The sequence below is a fragment of the Tardiphaga sp. genome (genome assembly GCF_028290495.1).
In the GTDB taxonomy this organism is placed as follows: Bacteria; Pseudomonadota; Alphaproteobacteria; order Rhizobiales; family Xanthobacteraceae; genus Tardiphaga.
In genome coordinates this window covers 1-21,501 of the sequence record NZ_JAQGJT010000108.1, presented here as the reverse complement: position 1 = coordinate 21,501, position 21,501 = coordinate 1, and the positions used below count along the sequence as shown (strand labels likewise).

Below are 21,501 nucleotides of genomic sequence, written 5' to 3'. Positions count from 1 at the left end.
CTTAGCACGGACTTGCGGATGCAAGCTATAAGGTGGCGCGCGGGATGAGCAGCCATTTGCGCAGAGCCACGCCGGCCCAGATCGCCTCCACCAGCCCGAACGGCCAGGCGCCTTGCAGAAAGCCATACAGCGAGCCCAGCCCACACGCCCCGGCAAAGGCCAGCACATACCACGGGCTGCGCGCCTCCAGCGCGTAGCAGACCAGCATGGCGCTGACCGCGAACAATCCAAACAGGCTGAGGGCGTCCATCGATGGCGTTTTCCTATTTGCGGTAGCGCGTGCTATGCGGGGCCATGCCTGCACTCATCCTACCATTGATCGAAGCGGCCGCGCACTGGCCGGCCCGTGGCGCGCTGATCGGTCTCGATCTCGGCACCAAGACCATCGGCGTCGCGGTGTCCGATCCCGACCGTCGACTGGCCACCGGCGTCGAGACCGTCGAGCGCACCGCCTTCAAGGCCGACGCCGCGCGGCTGGTCAAGCTCGCCGGCGAGCGCAACATCTGCGGCTTCGTGCTCGGCCTGCCGATCAACATGGACGGCTCCGAGGGCCCGCGCGCGCAATCGACCCGCGCCTTCGCGCGTAACTTCTCCAAACTCACCGAACTGCCGATCGGGTTCTGGGACGAGCGGTTGTCGACCTCGGCGGTCGAGCGCGAGTTGATCGCCAACGACGTCTCCCGCGCCAAGCGCGCGAAGGTCATCGACGAACACGCCGCGATCTTCATCCTGCAGGGCGCCCTCGACCGGCTGGCCGCGCTGCTGCGCGCGCCGGACATTCGCTGAGCTGCTTCGACTTACGAATGCATGGCGAGCCAGAGCGTCTGCACGGTGGCGGCGAGATTGTTCAGGCCGTGGAGGAACACCGTCAGCCATGTCGAATGGAAGCGGTAGCGCAGCCAGCCCAGCAGCAAGCCGATGGTGAAAATCTCGCAGAAGAAGAACCAGTCATATTGCAGGTGCATCGCGGTCCAGACCAGCGATGACAGCACGATGGCGCCCCACGGCCGCAGGAAGGATTCCGACCAGCCGCGGTAGAGGAAGCCACGGACAAAGAACTCCTCGGTCAAGGGCGCGGCCACGCAGAACGCGATCACCAGCAGCCACAATGCGCCATCCGCCCGCGCGGATTTCAGCACTTCCAGCATGAAGCCGGGCGTGGAGTCGCGCCCCGTTGCGCGCGAGATCAGCTCCCACAGGCCGACCAGCAGGATCAGCCCGAGCGCCCCGAGCGCGTAGTTCTTCCAGCCGGTGCCACGCAGCGCGAGATAGTCCGCGAACGGAATCCGCGCCAGCCGCGTCGCCAGCCACAAAGCGGCGCAGACCGCGGGCAATCCCATGATCACCGACAGTGCGATCGCGGTGCCGCTGCTCAGCGTGCGCGTCAGCAGCGCGAGATCGAACGGCGCGTCCTTGATCACAATCAGATACAGCACCACCGTGACCTGGCCGAGAAACAGGGCCGCAAAGGCAAACAGGCCCCACAGGCTGGTGCCCCAGAACTTCCAGGTCCGCGGCGGTTTTACCCCGGGCAACGCCCCGGGATCGAGGGGCGCGTCTTGCAAGGTCATTGCGGCAACGCACGGTCGAGCAGTTCGCGGCTCTGCGTCTCAGACAATTCGGCCGCGCCATACATCGCGCTGCGCGCGCCACCGAGCCGGGTTTTCGCAAACAACTCGGCGTGCCGGGGATGCACGATGTTGAGCGCCGCCGCAGCGGCGAGGATCGCCAGAGTTTCGACCGCTTGCCGTGCGACGCGCTCGCTGTCCGACCGCAGCAGGCTGCCGATCACGAAGGACGCCGCCTCGCCTGCGCCCGGCAGGCTGCGGGTCTCGTCGACCAGTTCCTGCAGCACGGCGATAGCGGCCTCGCCGTCGCGCGACAGCGCCCGCAGCACGTCGAGGCACATCACATTGCCGGAGCCTTCCCAGATCGCATTAACCGGCGCCTCGCGATAATGCCGCGCCAGAACGCCCTCCTCGACATAGCCGTTGCCGCCCATGCACTCCATCGCCTCATAGAGAAATCCGGGCGCGCTCTTGCAGACCCAGTATTTCACCGCCGGCGTCATCAGCCGCATAAAGGCTGCCTCTGCCGCATCCTCCGGCGCGCGATCGAACGAACGGCAGAGCCGCATCACCAGCGCGGTCGTGGCCTCGACATGCAGCGCCATGTCGGCCAGCACGCTCTGCATCATCGGCTGATCGGCCAGGTGTTTCTGGAACACGCTGCGGTGCCTGGCATGATGCAACGCATGCACCAGTCCCGAGCGCATCAGCCCGGCGGAGGCGACCGCGCAGTCCTGCCGCGTCAGTTGCACCATCTGGATGATGGTGCGGATGCCCCGGCCCTCGTCGCCAACGCGGAGCGCATAGGCGTCGTTGAACTCGACTTCCGAAGACGCGTTGGAGCGGTTGCCGAGCTTGTCCTTCAGCCGCTGGAATTCGATCGCATTGACCGAGCCGTCCGGCCGAAAACGCGGCATAAAGAAACAGCTCAGGCCCTCATCTGCCTGCGCTAGCACCAGAAAGGCGTCGCACATTGGTGCGGACATGAACCATTTGTGGCCGCTGATCAGGTAGGAATCGCCGTCGCGCGTGGCGGTCGTGATGTTGCTGCGCACATCGGTGCCGCCCTGCTTTTCGGTCATGCCCATGCCGAGCGTCATGCCTGATTTGGCCGACCACGGCGCAAAGCCGGAATCATAGTTGCGGCTACCGATCACCGGCATCAGTTGCGCCAGCACGTCGGGCTGCGACGCCAGCGCCGCGACCGAGGCCCGCGTCATGGTGAGCGGACACAGATGCCCGGTCTCGACCTGCGCGGCCATGTAGAATTTCGCCGCCCGCGCGACTTCGGAGGCGCGGCCGGCCGGTGTGCCGTCCTTGGTCCAGGTGGAATTGTGCAAACCGGCGTTGACCGAATGCGCCATCAGCTCGTGATAGGCCGGATGAAACTCGACCGCATCGCGGCGGTTGCCACGGGCGTCAAAAGTCTTCAGCTTCGGCGTATTTTCGTTGGCCAGCCGGGCGCGCTCGGCCATCTCCGCCGAGCCCCACAGCTGGCCGAAATTCGCATGGTCCACATAGGCCGACGAGGCCTCGTTGAGCGCCACCGCCTCGACCAGCGGCCGGTCGGAGGCGAACAGGTCGACATCCTCATAGGGCGGCGACTGGTTCAGCGCCTCTTTTGTCGTGGCGTGCGTCATGAAACATTCCCGGCTGCGGACATCGTCGGGCCGCTTTTACGCAAGATTCGCCGCAATTTCACGCGATGATCCCGCCGCGGCACCTTGTGGCAATGCGTCAGGGCCGTTGACCCGGCCGCAGATGCAATGGGGATAACCCGGAACCGGCCGATTGGCGCTTGCCCCGGTTTTGGACTCTCCCTATAGCTTTCGTTTTAATGACCCTTGCAACAAAATCGACGTTCGTCCTCGCCCACCGGCATCTGCTGGGCATCGAGGGCCTTTCCGCCGCGGATATCACCGGCCTCCTCGACCTGTCCGAGGAATATGTCGAGCTGAACCGCCAGGTCGACAAAAAGCGGACCTCGTTGCGCGGTCGGACCCAGGTCAATCTGTTCTTCGAGAATTCGACCCGCACCCAGTCATCCTTCGAACTGGCCGGCAAGCGACTCGGCGCCGACGTCATGAACATGTCGGTGTCATCGTCCTCCATCAAGAAGGGCGAGACGCTGATCGACACCGCGATGACGCTGAACGCGATGCATCCGGACATCCTGGTGATGCGCCACCACGCCTCCGGCGCGGTCGAGCTGCTGGCGCGCAAGGTCGATGGTTCCGTCATCAATGCCGGCGACGGCGCGCACGAGCACCCGACGCAGGCGCTGCTGGACGCGCTGACCATCCGCCGCAACAAGGGCCGGCTTGAAGGCCTGGTCATCGCGATCTGCGGCGACGTCCTGCATTCGCGCGTCGCCCGCTCCAACATCCTTTTGCTCAACCGCATGGGCGCCCGCGTTCGCGTCGTAGCGCCCTCCACATTGCTGCCACCGGGCATCGAGCGAATGGGCGTCGAAGTGTTTCGCGACATGCGCGAGGGACTCGAAGGCGCAGACATCGTCATGATGCTGCGGCTGCAGCGCGAGCGCATGAGCGGCTCGTTCGTGCCCTCCTCCGGCGAATACTTCCAGTTTTTCGGCCTCGACCAGAAGAAGCTTGCCTACGCAAAACCCGATGCGCTGGTGATGCACCCCGGCCCGATGAACCGCGGCGTCGAGATCGACTCCATCGTCGCCGACGGCGCACAGTCGCTGATCCGCGAACAGGTCGAGATGGGCGTCGCCGTCCGCATGGCCGTGCTAGAAGCGCTCGCGCGCAACCTCCCAAATGCGTGACATCATGCTGACCGACCGCCGGCCCATCCTGCTCGCCAACGCCCGCCTGATCGATCCGTCGCGCCATCTCGACGGCCCCGGCGACGTGCTGATCGCCGATGGCGTGATCCGCGACGCCCGCCGCGGCATCGGCGCCGCCGGCGTCCCCGAGGGCACCGACATCATCAATTGCGCCGGCATGATCGTAGCGCCCGGCCTGATCGACATGCGCGCCTTTGTCGGCGAGCCCGGCGCCAGCCACCGCGAAACCTTTGCCTCCGCCAGCCGCGCTGCGGCCGCGGGCGGCATCACCACGATTGTCTGCCAGCCCGACACCTCGCCGGTGATCGACAATTCCGCCACCGTCGACTTTGTGCTGCGCCGCGCCCGCGACACCGCGATCGTCAACATCCATCCGATGGCCGCGCTGACCAAAGGCATGGCTGGCCGCGAGATGACCGAGATCGGACTGCTCAAGGCCGCCGGCGCCGTCGCCTTCACCGATGGCGACAAGAGCATCACCAACGCGCAGCTGATGCGCCGCGCTTTGACCTATGCGCGCGATTTCGACGCGCTGATCGTGCATCACACCGAAGATCCGGATCTGGTCGGCGAAGGCGTGATGAACGAGGGCGAGCGCGCCTCGCGGCTCGGCCTGATCGGCATTCCCAATGCTGCCGAGGCGATGATGCTGGAACGCGACATGCGTCTGGTCGCTTTGACCGGCGGGCGCTACCACGCGGCTTCGCTGACCTGCATCGAGTCCATCGAGGTGCTGCAGCGCGCCAAGGATGCCGGCCTCAAGGTCAGCGCATCGGCGTCGATCAACCATCTGACGCTGAACGAGATCGATATCGGCCCGTATCGCTCCTATCTCAAACTGTCACCGCCGCTGCGCACCGAGGACGACCGCCAGGCACTGGTCGCCGCCGTCGCCTCCGGGCTGATCGACGTCATCATGTCCGACCACAATCCGCAGGACGTCGAGACCAAGCGGCTGCCGTTTGCCGAGGCCGCGCCCGGCGCGATCGGGCTGGAGACGATGCTGTCCGCAGGACTGCGGCTGATCCACAGCGGCGAGCTGGATTTCACGACGCTGATCCGCGCGATGTCGACGCGGCCCGCCGAACTGCTCGGCCTGCCCGGCGGCTCGCTGCGTCCCGGCGCCGTCGCCGACATCATCGTCATTGACGCCGACGTGCCGTGGGTGCTGGATCCGGCCGACCTGAAGTCGCAATGCAAGAACACGCCGTTCGACGAGGCCCGCTTCACCGGCCGCGTCGCACGCACCATCGTCGGCGGACGCACCGTGTATGAACATGTGTAGGGTACGATGATTGTCGTCTATGTTTTTGCGGCCGCGCTCGGCTATTTCCTTGGCTCGATCCCGTTCGGGCTGGTGCTGACCAGGCTCGCCGGCACGCAGGACATCCGCACCATCGGCTCCGGCAACATCGGCGCCACCAACGTGCTGCGCACCGGCCGCAAGGGCCTCGCCGCCGCGACGCTGATCCTCGACGCGCTGAAGGGCACCATCGCCGTCATCATCGCCGGCAGCGTCGGCGGGCCGCAGGCGGCGATGATCGCCGGCCTGTTCGCCTTCCTCGGCCACCTGTTCCCGGTCTGGCTCGGCTTCAAGGGCGGCAAGGGCGTGGCGGTCTATATCGGCATCATGCTCGGCCTGTTCTGGCCGGCGGCACTGATTTTCTGCATGGCGTGGCTCGCTTGCGCCTTTGCCTCGCGCTATTCGTCACTCTCCGCGCTCACCGCCAGCGGCGTGACGCCGATCTTCCTCTGGTGGGCCAAGGCGCCCCAGCTCGCTTTGCTGGCGACGGTCCTGACACTGCTGCTGTGGTTCATGCACCGCGAGAACATCAAGCGGCTGATGGCCGGCACCGAAGGCAAGATCGGCGCGAAGTAGAGGCAAGGCCTCACGCCAACGCGCCTGCCCTCACATCGGCAAACGCAGGTCCAGCGGCTTGGTCGGCGGGAATTCGCCGGCATAGGCGCGGCGATGGATTTCGTCCGGCGAGGCGCCGGCGTCTCGGGCGGCGACCAGTGCATCGCAGTCCACCGGCGCACCGATCGGATTGGCGGCGAATTCGGCTGACGTGGTCATCCACTTCGTCGACAGGTTCCAGTCGCCGAAAATGTCGCATTGCAGCTCGACGCTGTTGCCGTCCGGATCGACATAATAAAACGACAGCGTCATGCCGTGGTCGAGCGCCATATGCGGCTCAATTCCCGCCGCCTTGAGCCGAACATAGCTATCAAGCAAGGCGTCCATGCTGGCGAATTCGAACGCGGTATGATGCAGTCCGGTGTGGTGCAGTTTATTCGGATCGTCGCTGATCGCCGGGCTGGCGAGCAGCGCCATGCGGTGGTTGGCGGAATCGTTGCTCAGCCAGGCGCCGCCAGGAAACGCATACATCGTCTTCATACCGACCACGTCGCCATACCAGTCGATCATCGGCTGCAACCGCGTGGTCTTCAGCGTGACGTGATGCAGCACGGCACGGTGGGTCTTTTGCTCGGACATGATTTCCTCCTGAAGGTGGCGACGTTTGGCCCGCCTTGTTGATTGAACGCAGCCCGTGGCTCGGAAATAACGTTAGCTGCGCGGACCTATTATGACCGGCCGCGCCCCGATGGCCAGCGGTCCGAAGTAAAATCAGCCGTGTAGTTGTCAGTTGCGAGAAGCCGCGCAAGACTGTCCCGACAGGGAGGTCAAAGTGCCCAGCACCGCATCCACCGCCGTCCAGCTCACCGAGGCCCAGCGGATCGACTGGCTGCGGCTGATCCGCAGTGACAACGTCGGCCCGCGCACCTTCCGTTCGCTTATCAACCATTGCGGTAGCGCCCGAGAAGCATTGGCGCGGCTGCCCGATCTGGCGCGGCGCGGCGGCGCCGCCCGGCCCGACCGGACCGTCAGCGAGGACGACGCAAAGCGCGAACTGGCGGCTTCCCGGAAACTCGGCGTGTCGCTGCTGGCCCCCGGAGAACCCGGCTATCCACCGCGCCTAGCGGGCATCGATGACGCGCCACCGCTGCTCGGCGTCCGCGGCCGGACCGATACGCTGATGCGGCCGATGATCGCCATCGTCGGCTCGCGCAATGCGTCGGGCGCCGGGCTGAAGTTTGCCGAACGGCTGGCGCATGATCTGGGCGACGCCGGCTTTGTCATCGCCTCCGGGCTCGCCCGCGGCATCGACCAGGCCGCACACCGCGCCAGCATCAATTCGAGTACGCTGGCGGTGCTGGCCGGCGGGCACGACAGGATCTATCCGCCGGAGCACGAGGACCTGCTCTATGCGATCCTCGAACACGGCGGTGCTATCTCGGAAATGCCGCTCGGCCATGTGCCGAGAGCGCGGGATTTTCCCCGCCGCAACCGGCTGATATCAGGCGTATCGCTTGGCGTCGTGGTGATCGAGGCGGCACATCGTTCGGGCTCGCTGATCACGGCCCGGATCGCCGCCGAACAGGGCCGCGAGGTGTTCGCAGTGCCCGGCTCGCCGCTCGACCCGCGCGCCGCCGGCACCAACGATCTTATCAAGCAGGGCGCGGCGCTGGTCACCGAGGCCTCCGACGTAATTAACGCGGTCGCGGCGATCATGGATCGTCCCATTGAGCTGCACGGCCGCGAACCCGATGACGTGGCGTCGTTCGACGAGCCCGATCACAGCGACCGCGCCCGGATCATCGCCTTGCTCGGGCCGAGCCCGGTCGGCATCGACGACCTGATCCGGCTCGGTGGCGCGTCAGCCGCGGTGGTGCGCACCGTGCTCCTGGAGCTTGAACTCGCCGGACGGCTGGAGCGCCACGGCGGCGGGCTGGTGTCGATGATCTAGAAAAGCGTTTTCGAGCGAAGCGGACTCCGGTTCGCGTCAAGAAAACGCGTCAAAACCAGAACCAATTTCAGTCCGTCGAATTGCGCACGTCGAAATTCTGCCGCGCGGTCTCGATGTCCGTCAGATGCTGCTTCGCCCATTGTCCCAGCGCCATCACCGAGTGGCTCAAGCCGCGGCCGAGATCGGTGAGTTCATAATCGACCCGCGGCGGAACCGTTGGAAATACCGTGCGCGTGACCAGGCCGTCACGCTCCAGCCCGCGCAAGGTCAACGTCAGCATCCGCTGCGAGATGCCGCCGACCATCCGCTTCAACTCGTTGAAGCGGCGCGGCCCGTCGCCGAGCAGCATGATCACCAGCACCGTCCATTTGTCGCCGACCCGCGCCAGCACGGCCGCGACGCCGCGGCAATCGCTGCCAAGGTGCGAATTCGGCGGCAGGACAGGCACATGGGTGTGCTCGGGTTTCAAAATTGTGCCTTCTTGTGCGCTTTTCGATAGTCACTCATTTAGCGTCAGTTACAAACCTATACCAGGGACAACTGACATGAAACTGCTTCACATCGATTCCAGCGTGCTCGGCCCGCATTCCGTCAGCCGGCAGGTCTCCGCCGCCATCGTCGACCGCCTGACCCAGGCCACGCCCGGCCTTGCGGTCACCTATCGCGACCTCAGCGCCACCCCGCTGGCGCACCTGTCCGGCGCGCATCTTGCCGCCGCGCAGGGCGCCGCCCCCGATGCCGCGCTGCAGCCAGACCTCGCGGCCGGCCAAGCCGTGCTGGAAGAGTTTCTCGCGGCCGACATCGTGGTGATCGGCGCACCGATGTACAATTTCACGATCCCGACCCAGCTCAAGGGCTGGATCGACCGCATCGCGGTGGCCGGCAAGACGTTCAAATACGATGCTAGCGGCGTGCAGGGTCTGGCCGGCGGCAAGCGGATCGTGATCGCGCTGTCGCGCGGCAATTTCTACGGCGTCGGCGCCCCCGCCGCGGCCTATGAACACGCCGAGACCTATCTGCGCGGCGTATTCGGATTCATTGGGGTCACCGATATCGAGGTCATTGTCGCCGAGGGCATCGGGGCCGGGCCGGAGCACCGCGAAAAAGCCATCGCCGGCGCATTACAGGCAGCGACCGACCTGCGCGCAGCGTAACAGCACGGTCGTTCCGGGGCGCGAGAGCGCAACTCGAGCGAACCCGGAATCCAGAGAAGGTGATGAACATTTCGGGGTTCCGGGTCTGCACTCCAGCCGGCTTCGCCGTCTGAAGTGCGCCCGGAATGACGACGTTAGTTAGGCTCGATAGATCGGCGCGCCCGCGGGAGAAGCCGTCGCACCGCCATCAACGAATATCTCCTGGCCCTGGACATTCGACGCATCGTCGGAAGCCAGGAACAATACCGTCTTGGCAACCTCCTCCGGCTTGCCGAAACGCCCGAGCGGAATAGTCCGGGCGATGCGCGCCTCCAGTCCGGCCATCGCCTCCGGCGTCGGCGCGGCACTTTTCCAGATCGGCGTCGAGGTGCCACCCGGCGACACGACGTTGACGCGGATGCCGCGCGGCGACAGCTCCGACGCCATCACCCGGGCCATCGCGCGCACGCCGGCCTTGCTGGCCGCATAGGCGGCGTAGCCGGGATTGCCGAGCACCGAGATCACCGAACCGTTCAGGATCACCGAGGCGTTGTCGTTGAGATGCGGCAGCGCGGCCTGCACGGTGAAGAACACGGCGGTGACGTTGGTCTTCAGCACCGTCTCGAACACTTCCAGCGAGGTGCCGCCGACCGGTGTGAAGCCGCTGATGCCGGCGTTCGCAAATATGATGTCGAGTTTGCCGAATTTTTTCACGGTCTCGGCAACCGCCCTTTCGGTGGCCGCGATGTCGGTGGCATCGGCGACGATGCCGATCGCGTTGGCGCCGAGTTCGGCCACCGCTGCATCCAGCCGTGTCCTGTCGCGACCGGTGATCGCTACCCTGGCGCCTTCGGCGACGAACAGCCGCGCCGTGGTGAGGCCGATGCCGCTGTTGCCGCCGGTGATCAATGCCGTCTTGCCTGCGAGTCTCATGGAATGCTCCCTGCAACAAACTGGTTGCCATTTGCAACCACGTTGCCAATTAGCGCCGGTGGTTTTATATTGCAACCAGATAATCGGACGGGCCACGGAGTTGTGAGCGCGCCGGAGGAATGGAAATGGCGAAGCGAAGCAGCCTGAAGCAGGACGCCTGTCCGGTCGCGCGCGCGATGGAGTTGATCGGCGACTGCTGGACGATGTTGATCATCCGCAATGCGATGTTGGGGCAGCGCCGCTTCAGCGAATTCCAGAAGGATCTGGGCCTGGCCAAGAACATCCTGTCGGACCGGCTGCGCGTGCTGGTCGCCGACGGCATTTTCACGACGGAGCCGGCCGCGGACGGCAGCGCCTATCAGGACTACGTGCTGACCGACAAAGGCCGCGCGGTATTTCCCATCATGGTGGCGCTACGGCAGTGGGGCGAGGCCTTTGCCTTTTCGCCCGGCGAGGCCACCAACATCCTGGTCGATCGCAAGACCGGCAAACGGGTGCCGAGAATGGCCCTGCACGCCGCCGACGGCCGGCCACTCGGCGTGGGCGACACCCGCATCAAGGCCATCGTCGCCGGCTGACCCCGATCACTTGCGCCGGCGGACGATCTCGTCGGCTTCCATCTGCGCCATGTCGAGCAGGTAGCTCAGCGTGTCGTGGCCGTGACGCCGCGCCATCTGCGCGAGTTCGGCGGTGGCACTCTTTATATAATGCGCCGCTTCATCAGATCCGCCATCCCGGGGCGCCCCGCCACCGCGCGAACGATCACCTACGGATATGGACATGCGATTTCCCAGCGAATTTCCCGGCCGAGCGACCTTCCGCGGCCCGGTAAAATCCTACAACGAGCCCAGAGAAAATCGCAATCATAAGATGTATTGCGCAACTTTTGAGATAGATTCGCTGCGACTTGCCAGCACCGGTTCCCACAGCAGGATTTGACACGGGCCCCCTTCACACCCATGTTCCCCGCGAAACGGCCGTCGCGACTCTCGCGAAACCGGCCCGCATTTCTCCCTTAAGCTATTGGAATGACATGAATATCGTCATTGTCGAGTCGCCCTCCAAGGCCAAGACGATCAACAAGTATCTCGGGCCCGACTACGAGGTGCTGGCGTCGTTCGGCCATGTTCGCGACCTTCCCGCCAAGAACGGGTCGGTCGATCCGGACGCCAATTTCCAGATGATCTGGGAGGTCGATCCCAAGGCTGCCGGCCGGCTCAACGACATCGCCAAAGCCCTCAAGGGCGCCGACAAATTGATCCTCGCGACCGATCCGGATCGCGAAGGCGAGGCGATCTCGTGGCATGTGCTCGAAGTGCTGAAAGAGAAGCGCGCGATCAAGGACCACAAGATCGAACGCGTCGTGTTCAACGCCATCACCAAGCAGGCGGTGACCGAGGCGATGAAGAACCCGCGCCAGATCGACGGCGCGCTGGTCGACGCCTATATGGCGCGCCGCGCGCTGGATTATCTGGTCGGCTTCACCCTCTCCCCGGTGCTGTGGCGCAAGCTACCCGGCGCGCGTTCCGCCGGACGCGTCCAGTCGGTCGCGCTGCGACTGGTCTGCGACCGCGAGCTGGAAATCGAGAAATTCATCCCGCGCGAATACTGGTCGCTGGTCACCACGCTGGCGACACCGCGCGGCGACAGCTTTGAAGCCCGCCTGATCGGCGCCGACGGCAAGAAGATCCAGCGGCTCGATATCGGCACCGGCGAGGAAGCCGAGGACTTCCGCAAGGCGATCGAGGCCGCCGCGTTCGAAGTCACCACCGTCGAAGCCAAGCCGGCACGCCGCAATCCGCAGGCGCCGTTCACCACCTCGACGCTGCAGCAGGAAGCCAGCCGCAAGCTCGGTTTTGCGCCAGCGCACACCATGCGCATCGCGCAACGGCTCTATGAAGGCATCGACATCGGCGGCGAGACCACCGGTCTGATCACCTATATGCGAACCGACGGCGTGCAGATCGACGGATCGGCCATCACGCAGGCCCGCGAAGTGATCGGCGAGGACTACGGCAAGGAGTACGTCCCGGGCACCGCGCGGCAGTATTCGACCAAGGCCAAGAATGCGCAGGAAGCGCATGAAGCAATCCGCCCCACCGACATGTCGCGCCGTCCCGCCTCGCTTCGCGGCCGGCTCGATAGTGACCAGTCGCGGCTCTATGAGCTGATCTGGATGCGCACCATCGCCAGCCAGATGGAATCGGCCGAGATGGAGCGCACCACGGTCGATATCTCCGCCCGTGCCGGCGCCCGCGTGCTGGAACTGCGCGCCACCGGCCAGGTGGTGAAGTTCGACGGCTTCCTTGCGGTCTATCAGGAAGGCAAGGACGACGACACCGACGACGAGGATTCCCGCCGCCTGCCCGCGATGAGCGAAGGCGAAAAGCTGAAGAAAGAGAATCTCGCAGTCACCCAGCACTTCACCGAGCCGCCGCCGCGCTTCTCGGAAGCCTCGCTGGTGAAGCGGATGGAAGAGCTGAGCATCGGCCGGCCCTCGACCTACGCCTCGATCCTGCAGGTCCTGAAGGACCGCGGCTACGTGCGGCTTGAGAAGAAGCGCCTCTACGGCGAGGACAAGGGCCGCGTCGTCGTCGCCTTCCTTGAGAACTTCTTTGCCAAATATGTTGAATATGACTTCACCGCCGCGCTGGAAGAGAACCTTGATCGGGTCTCCAACAACGAGATCTCCTGGCAACAGGTGCTGCGGGATTTCTGGACCGACTTCATCGGCGCCGTCAACGAGATCAAGGACCTGCGCGTCACCGAGGTGCTCGATACGCTCGACAACATGCTGGGTCCGCACATCTACGCGCCGCGCGAAGACGGCGGCGATCCCCGGCAGTGCCCGACCTGCGGCAATGGCAAGCTCAATCTCAAGGCCGGCAAGTTCGGCGCCTTTGTCGGCTGCTCGAACTATCCGGAATGCCGCTACACCCGCCCGCTAGCCGCGGATAGCGGCGCCAGCGCCGACCGCATCCTCGGCAAGGACCCGCTGACTGACCGCGACGTCGCGGTGAAGGCCGGCCGGTTCGGGCCCTACATCCAGCTTGGCGACGTCAAGGATTACGCCGAAGGCGAGAAGCCGAAACGCGCCGGGATTCCGAAGGATACTTCGCCCAGCGACGTCGAACTCGACCTCGCGCTGAAGCTGCTGTCGCTGCCACGCGAAGTCGGCAAGCACCCGGAGACCGGCGAGCCGATCACCGCAGGGCTTGGCCGGTTCGGGCCGTTCGTGCGCCATGAGAAGACCTATGCCAGCCTGGAGGCCGGCGACGAGGTGTTCGACATCGGGTTGAACCGCGCGGTGACGCTGATCGCCGAGAAGATTTTGAAGGGCCCGAGCGGCCGCAAGTTCGGCGCCGATCCCGGCAAGCCGCTCGGCGAGCATCCGACCCTCGGCGGCGTCGCCGTCAAGGGCGGGCGCTATGGCGCCTATGTCACCGCAGGCGGGGTGAACGCGACGATCCCCAGCGACAAGACGCAGGAAACCATCACGCTGGCAGAAGCCATCGCACTGATCGACGAGCGCGCCGCCAAAGGCGGCGGCAAGCCGAAGCGCGGCGCCAAGAAGACAGTCGCCAAGAAAGCACCGGCGAAGAAGGCGGCTGCCAAGACTGACGCTGACGCCAAGCCCGCCAAGAAGGCCGCGCCGAAGAAGAAGGTGGCCAAGAAGGCCGTCGCCAAGAAAGCTGCCGCCAAGCCGAAGGCCGAAGGCGCCGCCGCCAGCGCAGCCCGCGCGCCGGTAGCCGCCAAGGCGTCGCCCGCGAAAAAGACGGCGCCGGCCAAGAAGGCTGCGAAACCTGCTGCGAAAAAGAGCGCCAGCAAGAACGGATAATTGTGAGCAAGAAACGGGATAACGGCTTTCCAACCCGGGATGCAATCGTCGCTTTTGTGCGGACCAATCCCGGCAAGATCGGTACCCGCGAGATCGCGCGGGAATTCGGCCTGAAGAACGCCGCCCGCATCGAACTGAAGCAGATTTTGCGCGAACTCGCCCAAGAGGGCGTGATCGCCAGGCAGGGCAAGTCGGTCCGCGGGCCCACCGCTCTCCCGCCGACCGTGCTGGTCGATATCACCGCGCGCGATCGCGACGGCGAGTTGCTGGCGACGCCCACCGAGTGGGACGAAGCCACGCAAGGCGCAGTGCCCAAGATCCGCATCCACACGCCGCGCCGTCCCCTGCCCGGCACCGCCGCCGGCGTCGGCGACCGCGCGATGCTGCGCATCGAAAGGATCGAGGCTGAAGGCGACGCCACCGCCTATCGCGGCCGCGTCATCAAGGTGATGGACAAGGCCAAGGCGCGGCTGCTCGGCATTTTCCGCAAGCTGCCCGGCGGCGGCGGGCGGTTGATCCCGGTCGACAAGAAACAGGCCGGACGCGGCGAACTCAACATCGCCGAGCGCGACAGCAACGGTGCCGAGGACGGCGATCTGGTCAGCGTCGATCTGATCCATACGCGCGGTTACGGCCTCGCCTCCGGCAAGGTGAAGGAGCGGCTCGGCTCGCTATCGACGGAGAAGGCCGTCAGCCTGATCGCTATACACTCCCACGAGATCCCGCAGGAATTTTCGGCCGCCGCGATTGCCGAGTCCGAGGAAGCGCAACCGGCGACGCTGGCCGGCCGCGAGGACTGGCGCGCGCTGCCACTGGTCACGATCGATCCGCCGGATGCCAAGGATCACGACGACGCAGTCCATGCCGAGCCAGATCCCGACCACGAGGGCGGCTACATCGTCACCGTCGCCATTGCCGATGTTGCCTTCTATGTGAGGCCCGGCTCGGCGCTCGATCGCGACGCGCTGACGCGCGGCAATTCGGTGTACTTCCCCGACCGCGTCGTGCCGATGCTGCCGGAGCGGATTTCAAACAATCTGTGTTCTCTGGTGCCGGGCGAAGCGCGCGGCGCGCTGGCCGTCCGCATGGTGATCGGCGCCGATGGCCGCAAGCGCTCGCACACCTTCCATCGCATTCTGATGCGCTCGGCGGCAAAGCTGAGCTACGCCCAGGCGCAGGCAGCGATCGATGGCCAACCCGATGATATCACCGGCCCGATCCTCGAACCGATCCTGAAGCCGCTCTACGACGCCTATGCGCTGGTGAAGCTCGCGCGGGATGAGCGCGATCCGCTCGACCTCGATATTCCCGAGCGGAAAATCCTGCTCAAGAAGGACGGCACGGTCGATCGTGTCATCGTGCCGGAACGGCTGGACGCACATAAACTCATCGAAGAATTCATGATCCTGGCCAACGTCGCGGCGGCCGAGATGCTTGAAAAGAAGGCGCTGCCGCTTATCTACAGGGTGCACGACGAGCCTTCACAGGAGAAGGTTCACAACCTGCAGGAATTCCTCAAGACCCTCGATCTGGCGTTCGCCAAGGCGGGTGCGCTGCGACCTTCGCTGTTCAATAGCGTACTGGCCAAGGTCAAGGGCGAGGATTCCGAACCGCTGGTGAATGAAGTGGTGTTGCGCTCGCAAGCCCAGGCGGAATACTCCGCCGAGAACTACGGACATTTCGGTCTGAACCTGCGCCGCTACGCGCATTTCACGTCGCCTATCAGGCGATACGCAGATCTGATCGTGCATCGCGCGCTGATCCGGGGCCTCGGTCTTGGCGAAGGCGAACTGCCCGACACCGAGACGCCGGAAACGCTGGCAGAAGTGGCCGCGCAAATCTCCGTCACCGAACGCCGCGCCATGAAGGCCGAGCGCGAGACGTCGGACCGGCTGATCGCGCACTTTCTCGCCGACCGCATCGGCGCCACGTTCCAGGGCCGCATCTCCGGCGTCACCCGCGCTGGCCTGTTCGTGAAGCTCAATGATACCGGCGCCGACGGCCTGATCCCGATCCGCACGCTCGGCACCGAGTACTACAATTACGATGAAGCGCGCCATGCGTTGGTCGGCACGCGCAGCGGCACGATGCACACTCTGGGCGACGTCGTCGATGTTCGCCTGGTGGAAGCCGCGCCCGTGGCAGGCGCCTTGCGGTTTGAACTTCTTTCGGAAGGCCACGTTGAACGCAAAGGCCAGCGACGCCACACCCGAACTGAGGGATCTGCGGGCATCGGGCGGTCACCCGGCGGAAAATCCGCCAAAGGAACCTCAAAGGGTCTGTCTACCAAGCCGCCGAAAAAACCCAAGAAGGTGCACCTTGGACGAAATGCCCGATTGAAGGCCAAGGAAGCGAAGGGCAATGCTGGCACTAACAGCGCCGCCAGCGCAACCGCTGGCAAGCCGAAGAAGAAGGGGAAATCATGATGACACCCGAACCCGCCAGAACCTGGACCTCCGCCCTCGACCCCGCCGCCAAGCGCAATGTCTGGACCGCGATGAAGCGTGGCTTCGTGTGCCGCTGCCCGAACTGCGGCGAAGGCAAGCTGTTTCGTGCCTTTCTCAAGGTCGATGACCACTGTTCGGTCTGCGGTCAGGATTTTACCGCGCATCGCGCCGACGACCTGCCCGCCTATCTCGTCATCGTCATCGTCGGCCATTTACTGGTCCCGGTGATCCTGTGGATCGAGACCGACTACTCGCCGGCGATCTGGCTGCAGCTTGCGGTGTATCTGCCATTCACACTGATTGCATCGCTAGCGCTGCTGCAACCCGTCAAGGGCGCGGTGGTCGGCCTGCAATGGGCGTTTCGCATGCACGGATTTGGCGACGGCGATCACGACTGATACGATTGCCGTCCTGTTCGAGATCAATCAAGAAACTTAAAAACGAGGACGGCATGAGCGAAGTACAGGTCGGCAAGGAAGCAGATCACCACCCCTACAAGCGCCCGCGCGACGCCGCGACCTTGATGCTGGTGGACCGTTCCGGCCCGGTGCCGAAAGTGCTGGTCGGCAAGCGCCACGCCAATGTCGTGTTCATGCCCGGCAAGTTCGTGTTTCCCGGCGGCAGCGTCGACAAGACCGACAACAGGATCCCGATCGCCGCTCCCCTGTCCGCCGGCCTCGAAGCCAATCTCGCCAAGGGAAGTCCGAAGACCGCGCCGTCGCGCGCGCGTTCGCTTGCGGTGGCCGCAATCCGTGAAGCCTGCGAGGAAACTGGCCTGTGCCTCGGTCGCAAGGTCGAAGGCTCCTCAAAGAAATTGCCCGGCCCGTGGTCCGCGTTCAGCGATGCCGGTCTGTTGCCAGATCCATCCGGACTGTTCCTGATTGCGCGCGCAATCACCCCGCCCGGCCGCATCAAGCGTTTCGACACCCGCTTCTTCACCGCCGATGCATCCGCTATCGCACATCGGATCGAGGGCGTCATTCATGCCGACGCGGAGCTGGTTGAACTGGTGTGGGTTGAACTCGGCTCCGAACATCTGGCCGATGCGCACGCCATGACCAAGAACGTGCTTAACCAGCTACAGAAGCGACTGACGACCGGTCCGTTGCGACACGACGCCCCGTTGCCCTTCTTTCACTGGTACAGCGGAAAAATGCAGCTGGATATGTTGCCCGGAGAGGATTGACCACCATCGTTTTCTGCGACCACTACACCCCATCTCAATGCGAGGAGTTTTCGAGATGGGGCAGATGCAAAACGAAGATGTGGAGCTCTCGAGCTTTACGCTTGATTCTCTCAAGTACCGTAAGAAAGCCTCTGCGCTGGCGCAGCGCGCCAATCTGGAAAGCGACGTCGAGAAGGTCCGCGCGATGCTTACTCTCGCGGCAGCCTGGATTCAACTCGCCGAAAACGAAGAACTGATGGCCAGCGAGTCCCGCACCGCGATGTGCTAGATTAATGGATCCGGACACGACGGCGACCTGCCTATCCGCTGCCTTGCTCTCTTGAGATCGCTATGTCGACGAACGAACAGAGCGCTCGCTCTCAACGTCGGGCGTCGTCGACCCGACAGATGTCCCGCGATGGAAGAAAAACGATGCGGCGTGGGACAGCGGCACCCATCGTCCGATTCAGCGATGCCTGCTTTGTGCCAACAGACCAGCAATAGGCACCTATCGGCTTCGGCACGTCCGGTAGTTCGGACAGCACACTTCTTGCTAACTATTCCATATCGTATCGCCTTGTTGAGTTCGATACATTCAAGCTATAGCAATCTCCGGTGGTGAATTCAGAAAGGGATGCAGCGTGTGGCGAGTCGGACGCGCATCTGACCAGGAGGGTTTGCGCCTGATGCTGGCCTATCTGCAGATCAATGACCCCGAGCTTCGCAAGCAGATCGTTCGTCTTGCCGAAAAATACGCAGGCCATCCGCAACCCGTCCTGCTGCCCAATTCGGTTGAACAGGACAACGCCACGCCCCCCGCCGCCGATCCGACCGAGGACGTCGCGCCAACAACTCGTCCCGAGCTTGATCCGCCGCAATAGCGGCAACGCGGCAAGTGATCACCGCAAAATCCGTCCCTTCCGCTCGCGCAAATCGCAATAATCTTCTCGTGCCGGCGGGATGCCTTCGGCGCCGTCTGTCCCTATGTGTTAGCTGGTAACAGAGGGAAATCATCGATGGCGAAGCGTCAGTTGCGGCTCGGGGCCTTCATGCGGCCGGTCAGCATTCATATCGGTGCGTGGCGCTATCCCGGCGCGGTGCCGGACGCCAATTTCAACTTCCCGGTCCTGAAGCAGCTGATCCAGAAGCTGGAAGCCGGCAAGTTCGACGCCTTCTTCATGGCCGATCACCTGGCCGTGCTCAACATGCCTATCGAGGCGCTGAAGCGCAGCCACACCGTCACCTCGTTCGAGCCATTCACGCTGCTGTCGGCGCTGGCTGCCGTCACCGACCGCATCGGGCTGGTGGCGACGGGCTCGACCACCTTCGACGAGCCGTATCATGTCGCCCGCCGCTTCGCGTCGCTGGATCACATCTCCGGTGGCCGCGCCGGCTGGAACATCGTCACCACGTCCAACCCCGACGCCGCTCTGAACTTCGGGCTTGATGATCACATGGAGCATGCCGAACGCTACAAGCGCGCCCGCGAGTTCTACGACGTCGTCACCGGGCTGTGGGATTCCTTTGCCGACGACGCCTTTCCGCGTGACGTCGAGAGCGGCATCTACATGGATCCCGACAAGATGCATGTGCTCGACCACAAGGGAAAATACTTCAAGGTGCGTGGGCCGCTCAACATCGCCCGGCCCGTGCAGGGCTGGCCGGTGATCGTGCAGGCCGGCGCATCGGAAGACGGCAAGCAGCTCGCTGCAGAAACAGCGGAGGCAGTGTTCACCGGCGGCGGCCATATCGCCGATGCGCAAAAGCTTTATGCCGACATCAAGGGCCGCATGGACAGGCTCGGCCGCAACCGCGACCACCTCAAGATCCTGCCTGGCGCCTTCGTGGTGATCGGCGACAGCGTCGAACAGGCGCAGGAGAAGCGCGCGCTGCTTGACAGCAAGGTACACTACGCCAACGCCATCGCATCGTTGTCCATCAGCCTCGGCTCCGATGCCTCCAGCTTTGATCCTGACGCGCCGCTGCCGGCAGATATTCCTGACACCAACGCCAGCAAGAGCGGCCGCCAGCGCGTCATCGATCTCGCCGCGCGCGAGAAGCTCACCGTGCGTCAGCTTGCGCAGCGACTCGGCGGCTATGGCGGTTCGGCCTTTGTCGGCACGCCGCAGAGCATTGCGGACCAGATGGAGGAATGGCTGGTGACGGAGGCCTGCGACGGCTTCAACATCATGTTCCCGTTCCTGCCGGAGGGGCTGAACGACTTCGTCGACCGGGTGATCCCGGAACTGCAACGCCGCGGTATTTTCCGCACCGAATACGAAGGGACGACGCTGCGGGAGAATTTAGGGCTGCCGCGGCCGGAAAACCGCTTCTTTCGGGCCTGACAGGCCGGAATCCGCTGATTATTGCGCCTCGCCAACCTTGACTTTGGGGCGTTCGAGGCTAGGTTGCGCCCAACACGGCCAGTGCTCTGGCTGTCACCGATTCCTGACATTCAGAGGTTCTGCCATGGCCAAAGCGGTCACCATCAAGATCAAGCTCGTTTCCACCGCGGACACCGGCTTTTATTACACCGCGAAGAAGAACTCGCGCACCATGACCGACAAGATGGTCAAGAAAAAGTACGATCCCGTCGCGCGCAAGCACGTCGAGTTCAAGGAATCCAAGATCAAGTAAGCGCTGGGTTCAGCCGCTGACGGATGGAACGGGACCCAAAAGGGTCCCGTTTTTTTATGGCGAAGTGGACGCGCCGTCACCCTGAGGTGCGAGCGCTTGCGAGCCTCGAAGGGCGGCGGCGCAGAACGCCATCCTTCGAGGCGAGCCGAATACGGCTCGCACCTCAGGATGACGACAGAGATCGGTTGAAGCGAAGCTAAATCACGCCGCGGCGGCGACCACGCGGTTGCGGCCGTCATGCTTGGCGCGGTACAGCGCCACGTCGGCGCGCTTGAGTACGTCCGCGACCGGCTCGCCCTTCTTCTCCAGCGTCGATAGCCCGATCGAGATCGTGACCTCGACGCGCTTGTTGCCCTTGTCGATGGAGAACGCTTCGCCGGCGATCGAGCGGCGAAGCCGCTCGGCCACCATGCTGGCGACCTGCTGGTCGGTCTCCGGCATCACGATGACGAATTCCTCGCCGCCGTAGCGGCACGCCAGATCGATGCCGCGGATCGATTTGCGGATTCGCACCGCGAATTCGCGCAGCACGTCGTCGCCGGCGTCGTGGCCATGGGTGTCGTTGATCGATTTGAAGAAGTCGATATCGAGCATCATCAGCGCCAGCGGCTTGCTGCGGGTGGCGGCCTGCTCTGCCAGCGTTTGCAGGTGGGTTTCCATGTAGCGGCGGTTGTGCAGCCCCGTAAGCCCGTCGGTGATGGCCATTTCGATCGAGTTCTGCACGTTGTCGCGCAGGTGGTCGGTATAGCGGCGGCGGCGAATCTGGGTGCGCGCGCGCGCCAGCAGCTCGTTCTTGTCGACCGGACGCGTCAGGTAGTCGTTGACGCCGATCTCCAGCCCACGCAGCAGCCGCGCGTTGTTATCGGCATCGGCAATGGCGAGGATCGGCACCTGCCGTGTGCGCTCCAGCGATCGCGCCTGACTGCACAGCCGCAGCCCGTCGAAATTCTCCAGGCTCAATGAGACGATCAGCAGATCGTAATTGCCTTCGGCAGCGTGGAACAGCGCTTCGGTGGGATTGGGCTCCACATCGACGGTGTGTTCCGCCGAGAGCACCGGTGCCAGTCGCTCATACGACGATGGCCTGTCATCGACCAGCAGGATGCGACCGCCGAGGCCGAGATCCGACACCGCGCTGCGCTCCGGCGCCTGCATGCCG

At 64.4% G+C, this 21,501-nt stretch carries 23 protein-coding genes; 15 read left to right on the top strand and 8 right to left on the bottom strand.

What is annotated here, in order from left to right; genetic code table 11:
- Positions 1 to 25: 25 nt before the first annotated feature.
- Positions 26 to 250, bottom strand: a complete 225-nt coding sequence (locus JWQ24_RS16780; RefSeq protein ID WP_299810275.1) for a hypothetical protein — start codon at positions 248 to 250, stop codon at positions 26 to 28.
- A gap of 44 nt (positions 251 to 294) precedes the next feature.
- Between JWQ24_RS16780 and ruvX the strand changes: the two genes are divergently transcribed.
- Positions 295 to 786 (top strand): Holliday junction resolvase RuvX, encoded by a 492-nt coding sequence (gene ruvX, locus JWQ24_RS16775; protein WP_299810272.1) that lies wholly within the window; start codon positions 295 to 297, stop codon positions 784 to 786.
- Positions 787 to 797: 11 nt separating this feature from the next.
- Here ruvX and JWQ24_RS16770 read toward each other — a convergent pair whose 3' ends face one another.
- Together JWQ24_RS16770 and JWQ24_RS16765 are read right to left on the bottom strand one after the other, a co-directional pair.
- A complete protein-coding gene (locus JWQ24_RS16770; protein ID WP_299810269.1) occupies positions 798 to 1,571 on the bottom strand; it encodes a CPBP family intramembrane glutamic endopeptidase in 774 nt (257 codons plus the stop codon).
- Complete coding sequence (locus JWQ24_RS16765) at positions 1,568 to 3,208, bottom strand: acyl-CoA dehydrogenase family protein (RefSeq protein WP_299810266.1); 1,641 nt, start codon at positions 3,206 to 3,208, stop codon at positions 1,568 to 1,570. The genes JWQ24_RS16770 and JWQ24_RS16765 overlap by 4 nt, the downstream gene beginning before the upstream one ends.
- A 197-nt stretch (positions 3,209 to 3,405) precedes the next feature.
- Between JWQ24_RS16765 and JWQ24_RS16760 the strand changes: the two genes are divergently transcribed.
- From JWQ24_RS16760 to plsY, 3 genes are read left to right on the top strand one after another with little or no spacing between them, the layout of a single operon-like run.
- On the top strand, positions 3,406 to 4,359 hold the full coding sequence (locus JWQ24_RS16760; protein WP_299810263.1) for an aspartate carbamoyltransferase catalytic subunit: 954 nt from the start codon (positions 3,406 to 3,408) through the stop codon (positions 4,357 to 4,359).
- Between the two features lie 4 nt (positions 4,360 to 4,363).
- Positions 4,364 to 5,665 carry a dihydroorotase gene (locus tag JWQ24_RS16755; RefSeq protein ID WP_299810260.1) on the top strand — a complete coding sequence of 434 codons (1,302 nt, stop codon included), beginning with the start codon at positions 4,364 to 4,366 and terminating at the stop codon, positions 5,663 to 5,665.
- Between the two features lie 6 nt (positions 5,666 to 5,671).
- On the top strand, positions 5,672 to 6,259 hold the full coding sequence (gene plsY / locus JWQ24_RS16750; protein ID WP_299810257.1) for a glycerol-3-phosphate 1-O-acyltransferase PlsY: 588 nt from the start codon (positions 5,672 to 5,674) through the stop codon (positions 6,257 to 6,259).
- Positions 6,260 to 6,289: 30 nt separating this feature from the next.
- Here plsY and JWQ24_RS16745 read toward each other — a convergent pair whose 3' ends face one another.
- On the bottom strand, positions 6,290 to 6,877 hold the full coding sequence (locus JWQ24_RS16745; RefSeq protein WP_299810254.1) for a VOC family protein: 588 nt from the start codon (positions 6,875 to 6,877) through the stop codon (positions 6,290 to 6,292).
- A 193-nt stretch (positions 6,878 to 7,070) separates the two neighbouring features.
- On the opposite strand from JWQ24_RS16745, the gene dprA reads away from it, so the two are divergent.
- Positions 7,071 to 8,189 (top strand): DNA-processing protein DprA, encoded by a 1,119-nt coding sequence (dprA, locus tag JWQ24_RS16740; protein WP_299810251.1) that lies wholly within the window; start codon positions 7,071 to 7,073, stop codon positions 8,187 to 8,189.
- Between the two features lie 67 nt (positions 8,190 to 8,256).
- Here the strand turns inward: dprA and JWQ24_RS16735 are convergent, their stop codons facing one another.
- Complete coding sequence (locus JWQ24_RS16735) at positions 8,257 to 8,637, bottom strand: helix-turn-helix domain-containing protein (protein WP_299810248.1); 381 nt, start codon at positions 8,635 to 8,637, stop codon at positions 8,257 to 8,259.
- A 97-nt stretch (positions 8,638 to 8,734) separates the two neighbouring features.
- On the opposite strand from JWQ24_RS16735, the gene JWQ24_RS16730 reads away from it, so the two are divergent.
- Positions 8,735 to 9,343: an NAD(P)H-dependent oxidoreductase gene (locus tag JWQ24_RS16730; protein WP_299810245.1), complete on the top strand. Its 609-nt coding sequence runs from the start codon at positions 8,735 to 8,737 to the stop codon at positions 9,341 to 9,343.
- Between the two features lie 138 nt (positions 9,344 to 9,481).
- Here the strand turns inward: JWQ24_RS16730 and JWQ24_RS16725 are convergent, their stop codons facing one another.
- Positions 9,482 to 10,255, bottom strand: a complete 774-nt coding sequence (locus JWQ24_RS16725; protein ID WP_299810242.1) for an SDR family oxidoreductase — start codon at positions 10,253 to 10,255, stop codon at positions 9,482 to 9,484.
- 125 nt (positions 10,256 to 10,380) lie between these two features.
- Between JWQ24_RS16725 and JWQ24_RS16720 the strand changes: the two genes are divergently transcribed.
- Positions 10,381 to 10,833: a helix-turn-helix domain-containing protein gene (locus JWQ24_RS16720; protein WP_299810239.1), complete on the top strand. Its 453-nt coding sequence runs from the start codon at positions 10,381 to 10,383 to the stop codon at positions 10,831 to 10,833.
- Between the two features lie 6 nt (positions 10,834 to 10,839).
- Here JWQ24_RS16720 and JWQ24_RS16715 read toward each other — a convergent pair whose 3' ends face one another.
- Entirely contained in the window at positions 10,840 to 11,037 is a 198-nt protein-coding gene (locus JWQ24_RS16715; RefSeq protein ID WP_299810236.1) for a hypothetical protein, read from the bottom strand.
- 251 nt (positions 11,038 to 11,288) lie between these two features.
- Between JWQ24_RS16715 and topA the strand changes: the two genes are divergently transcribed.
- The 8 genes from topA (at position 11,289) to rpmG (ending at position 20,342) form a co-directional block, all read left to right on the top strand.
- Positions 11,289 to 14,093: a type I DNA topoisomerase gene (gene topA, locus JWQ24_RS16710; RefSeq protein WP_299810233.1), complete on the top strand. Its 2,805-nt coding sequence runs from the start codon at positions 11,289 to 11,291 to the stop codon at positions 14,091 to 14,093.
- A gap of 2 nt (positions 14,094 to 14,095) precedes the next feature.
- A complete protein-coding gene (gene rnr, locus JWQ24_RS16705; RefSeq protein WP_299810230.1) occupies positions 14,096 to 16,519 on the top strand; it encodes a ribonuclease R in 2,424 nt (807 codons plus the stop codon).
- On the top strand, positions 16,519 to 16,938 hold the full coding sequence (locus JWQ24_RS16700) for a DUF983 domain-containing protein (protein ID WP_299810227.1): 420 nt from the start codon (positions 16,519 to 16,521) through the stop codon (positions 16,936 to 16,938). The genes rnr and JWQ24_RS16700 overlap by 1 nt, the downstream gene beginning before the upstream one ends.
- A 53-nt stretch (positions 16,939 to 16,991) precedes the next feature.
- Positions 16,992 to 17,726 carry an NUDIX hydrolase gene (locus JWQ24_RS16695; RefSeq protein WP_299810224.1) on the top strand — a complete coding sequence of 245 codons (735 nt, stop codon included), beginning with the start codon at positions 16,992 to 16,994 and terminating at the stop codon, positions 17,724 to 17,726.
- Between the two features lie 55 nt (positions 17,727 to 17,781).
- Positions 17,782 to 17,994: a hypothetical protein gene (locus JWQ24_RS16690; RefSeq protein ID WP_299810221.1), complete on the top strand. Its 213-nt coding sequence runs from the start codon at positions 17,782 to 17,784 to the stop codon at positions 17,992 to 17,994.
- A gap of 397 nt (positions 17,995 to 18,391) precedes the next feature.
- The gene (locus tag JWQ24_RS16685; RefSeq protein WP_299810218.1) at positions 18,392 to 18,586 is read left to right on the top strand and encodes a hypothetical protein; all 195 of its coding nucleotides are present in this window, start codon (positions 18,392 to 18,394) and stop codon (positions 18,584 to 18,586) included.
- A gap of 135 nt (positions 18,587 to 18,721) precedes the next feature.
- A complete protein-coding gene (locus tag JWQ24_RS16680) occupies positions 18,722 to 20,050 on the top strand; it encodes an LLM class flavin-dependent oxidoreductase (protein ID WP_299810215.1) in 1,329 nt (442 codons plus the stop codon).
- Positions 20,051 to 20,174: 124 nt separating this feature from the next.
- Entirely contained in the window at positions 20,175 to 20,342 is a 168-nt protein-coding gene (rpmG, locus tag JWQ24_RS16675; protein WP_143574180.1) for a 50S ribosomal protein L33, read from the top strand.
- A 201-nt stretch (positions 20,343 to 20,543) separates the two neighbouring features.
- On the opposite strand, the gene JWQ24_RS16670 is transcribed toward rpmG, so the two are convergent.
- Positions 20,544 to 21,501: diguanylate cyclase (locus tag JWQ24_RS16670; RefSeq protein ID WP_299810212.1), on the bottom strand; the 958-nt coding region annotated here is incomplete at its 5' end.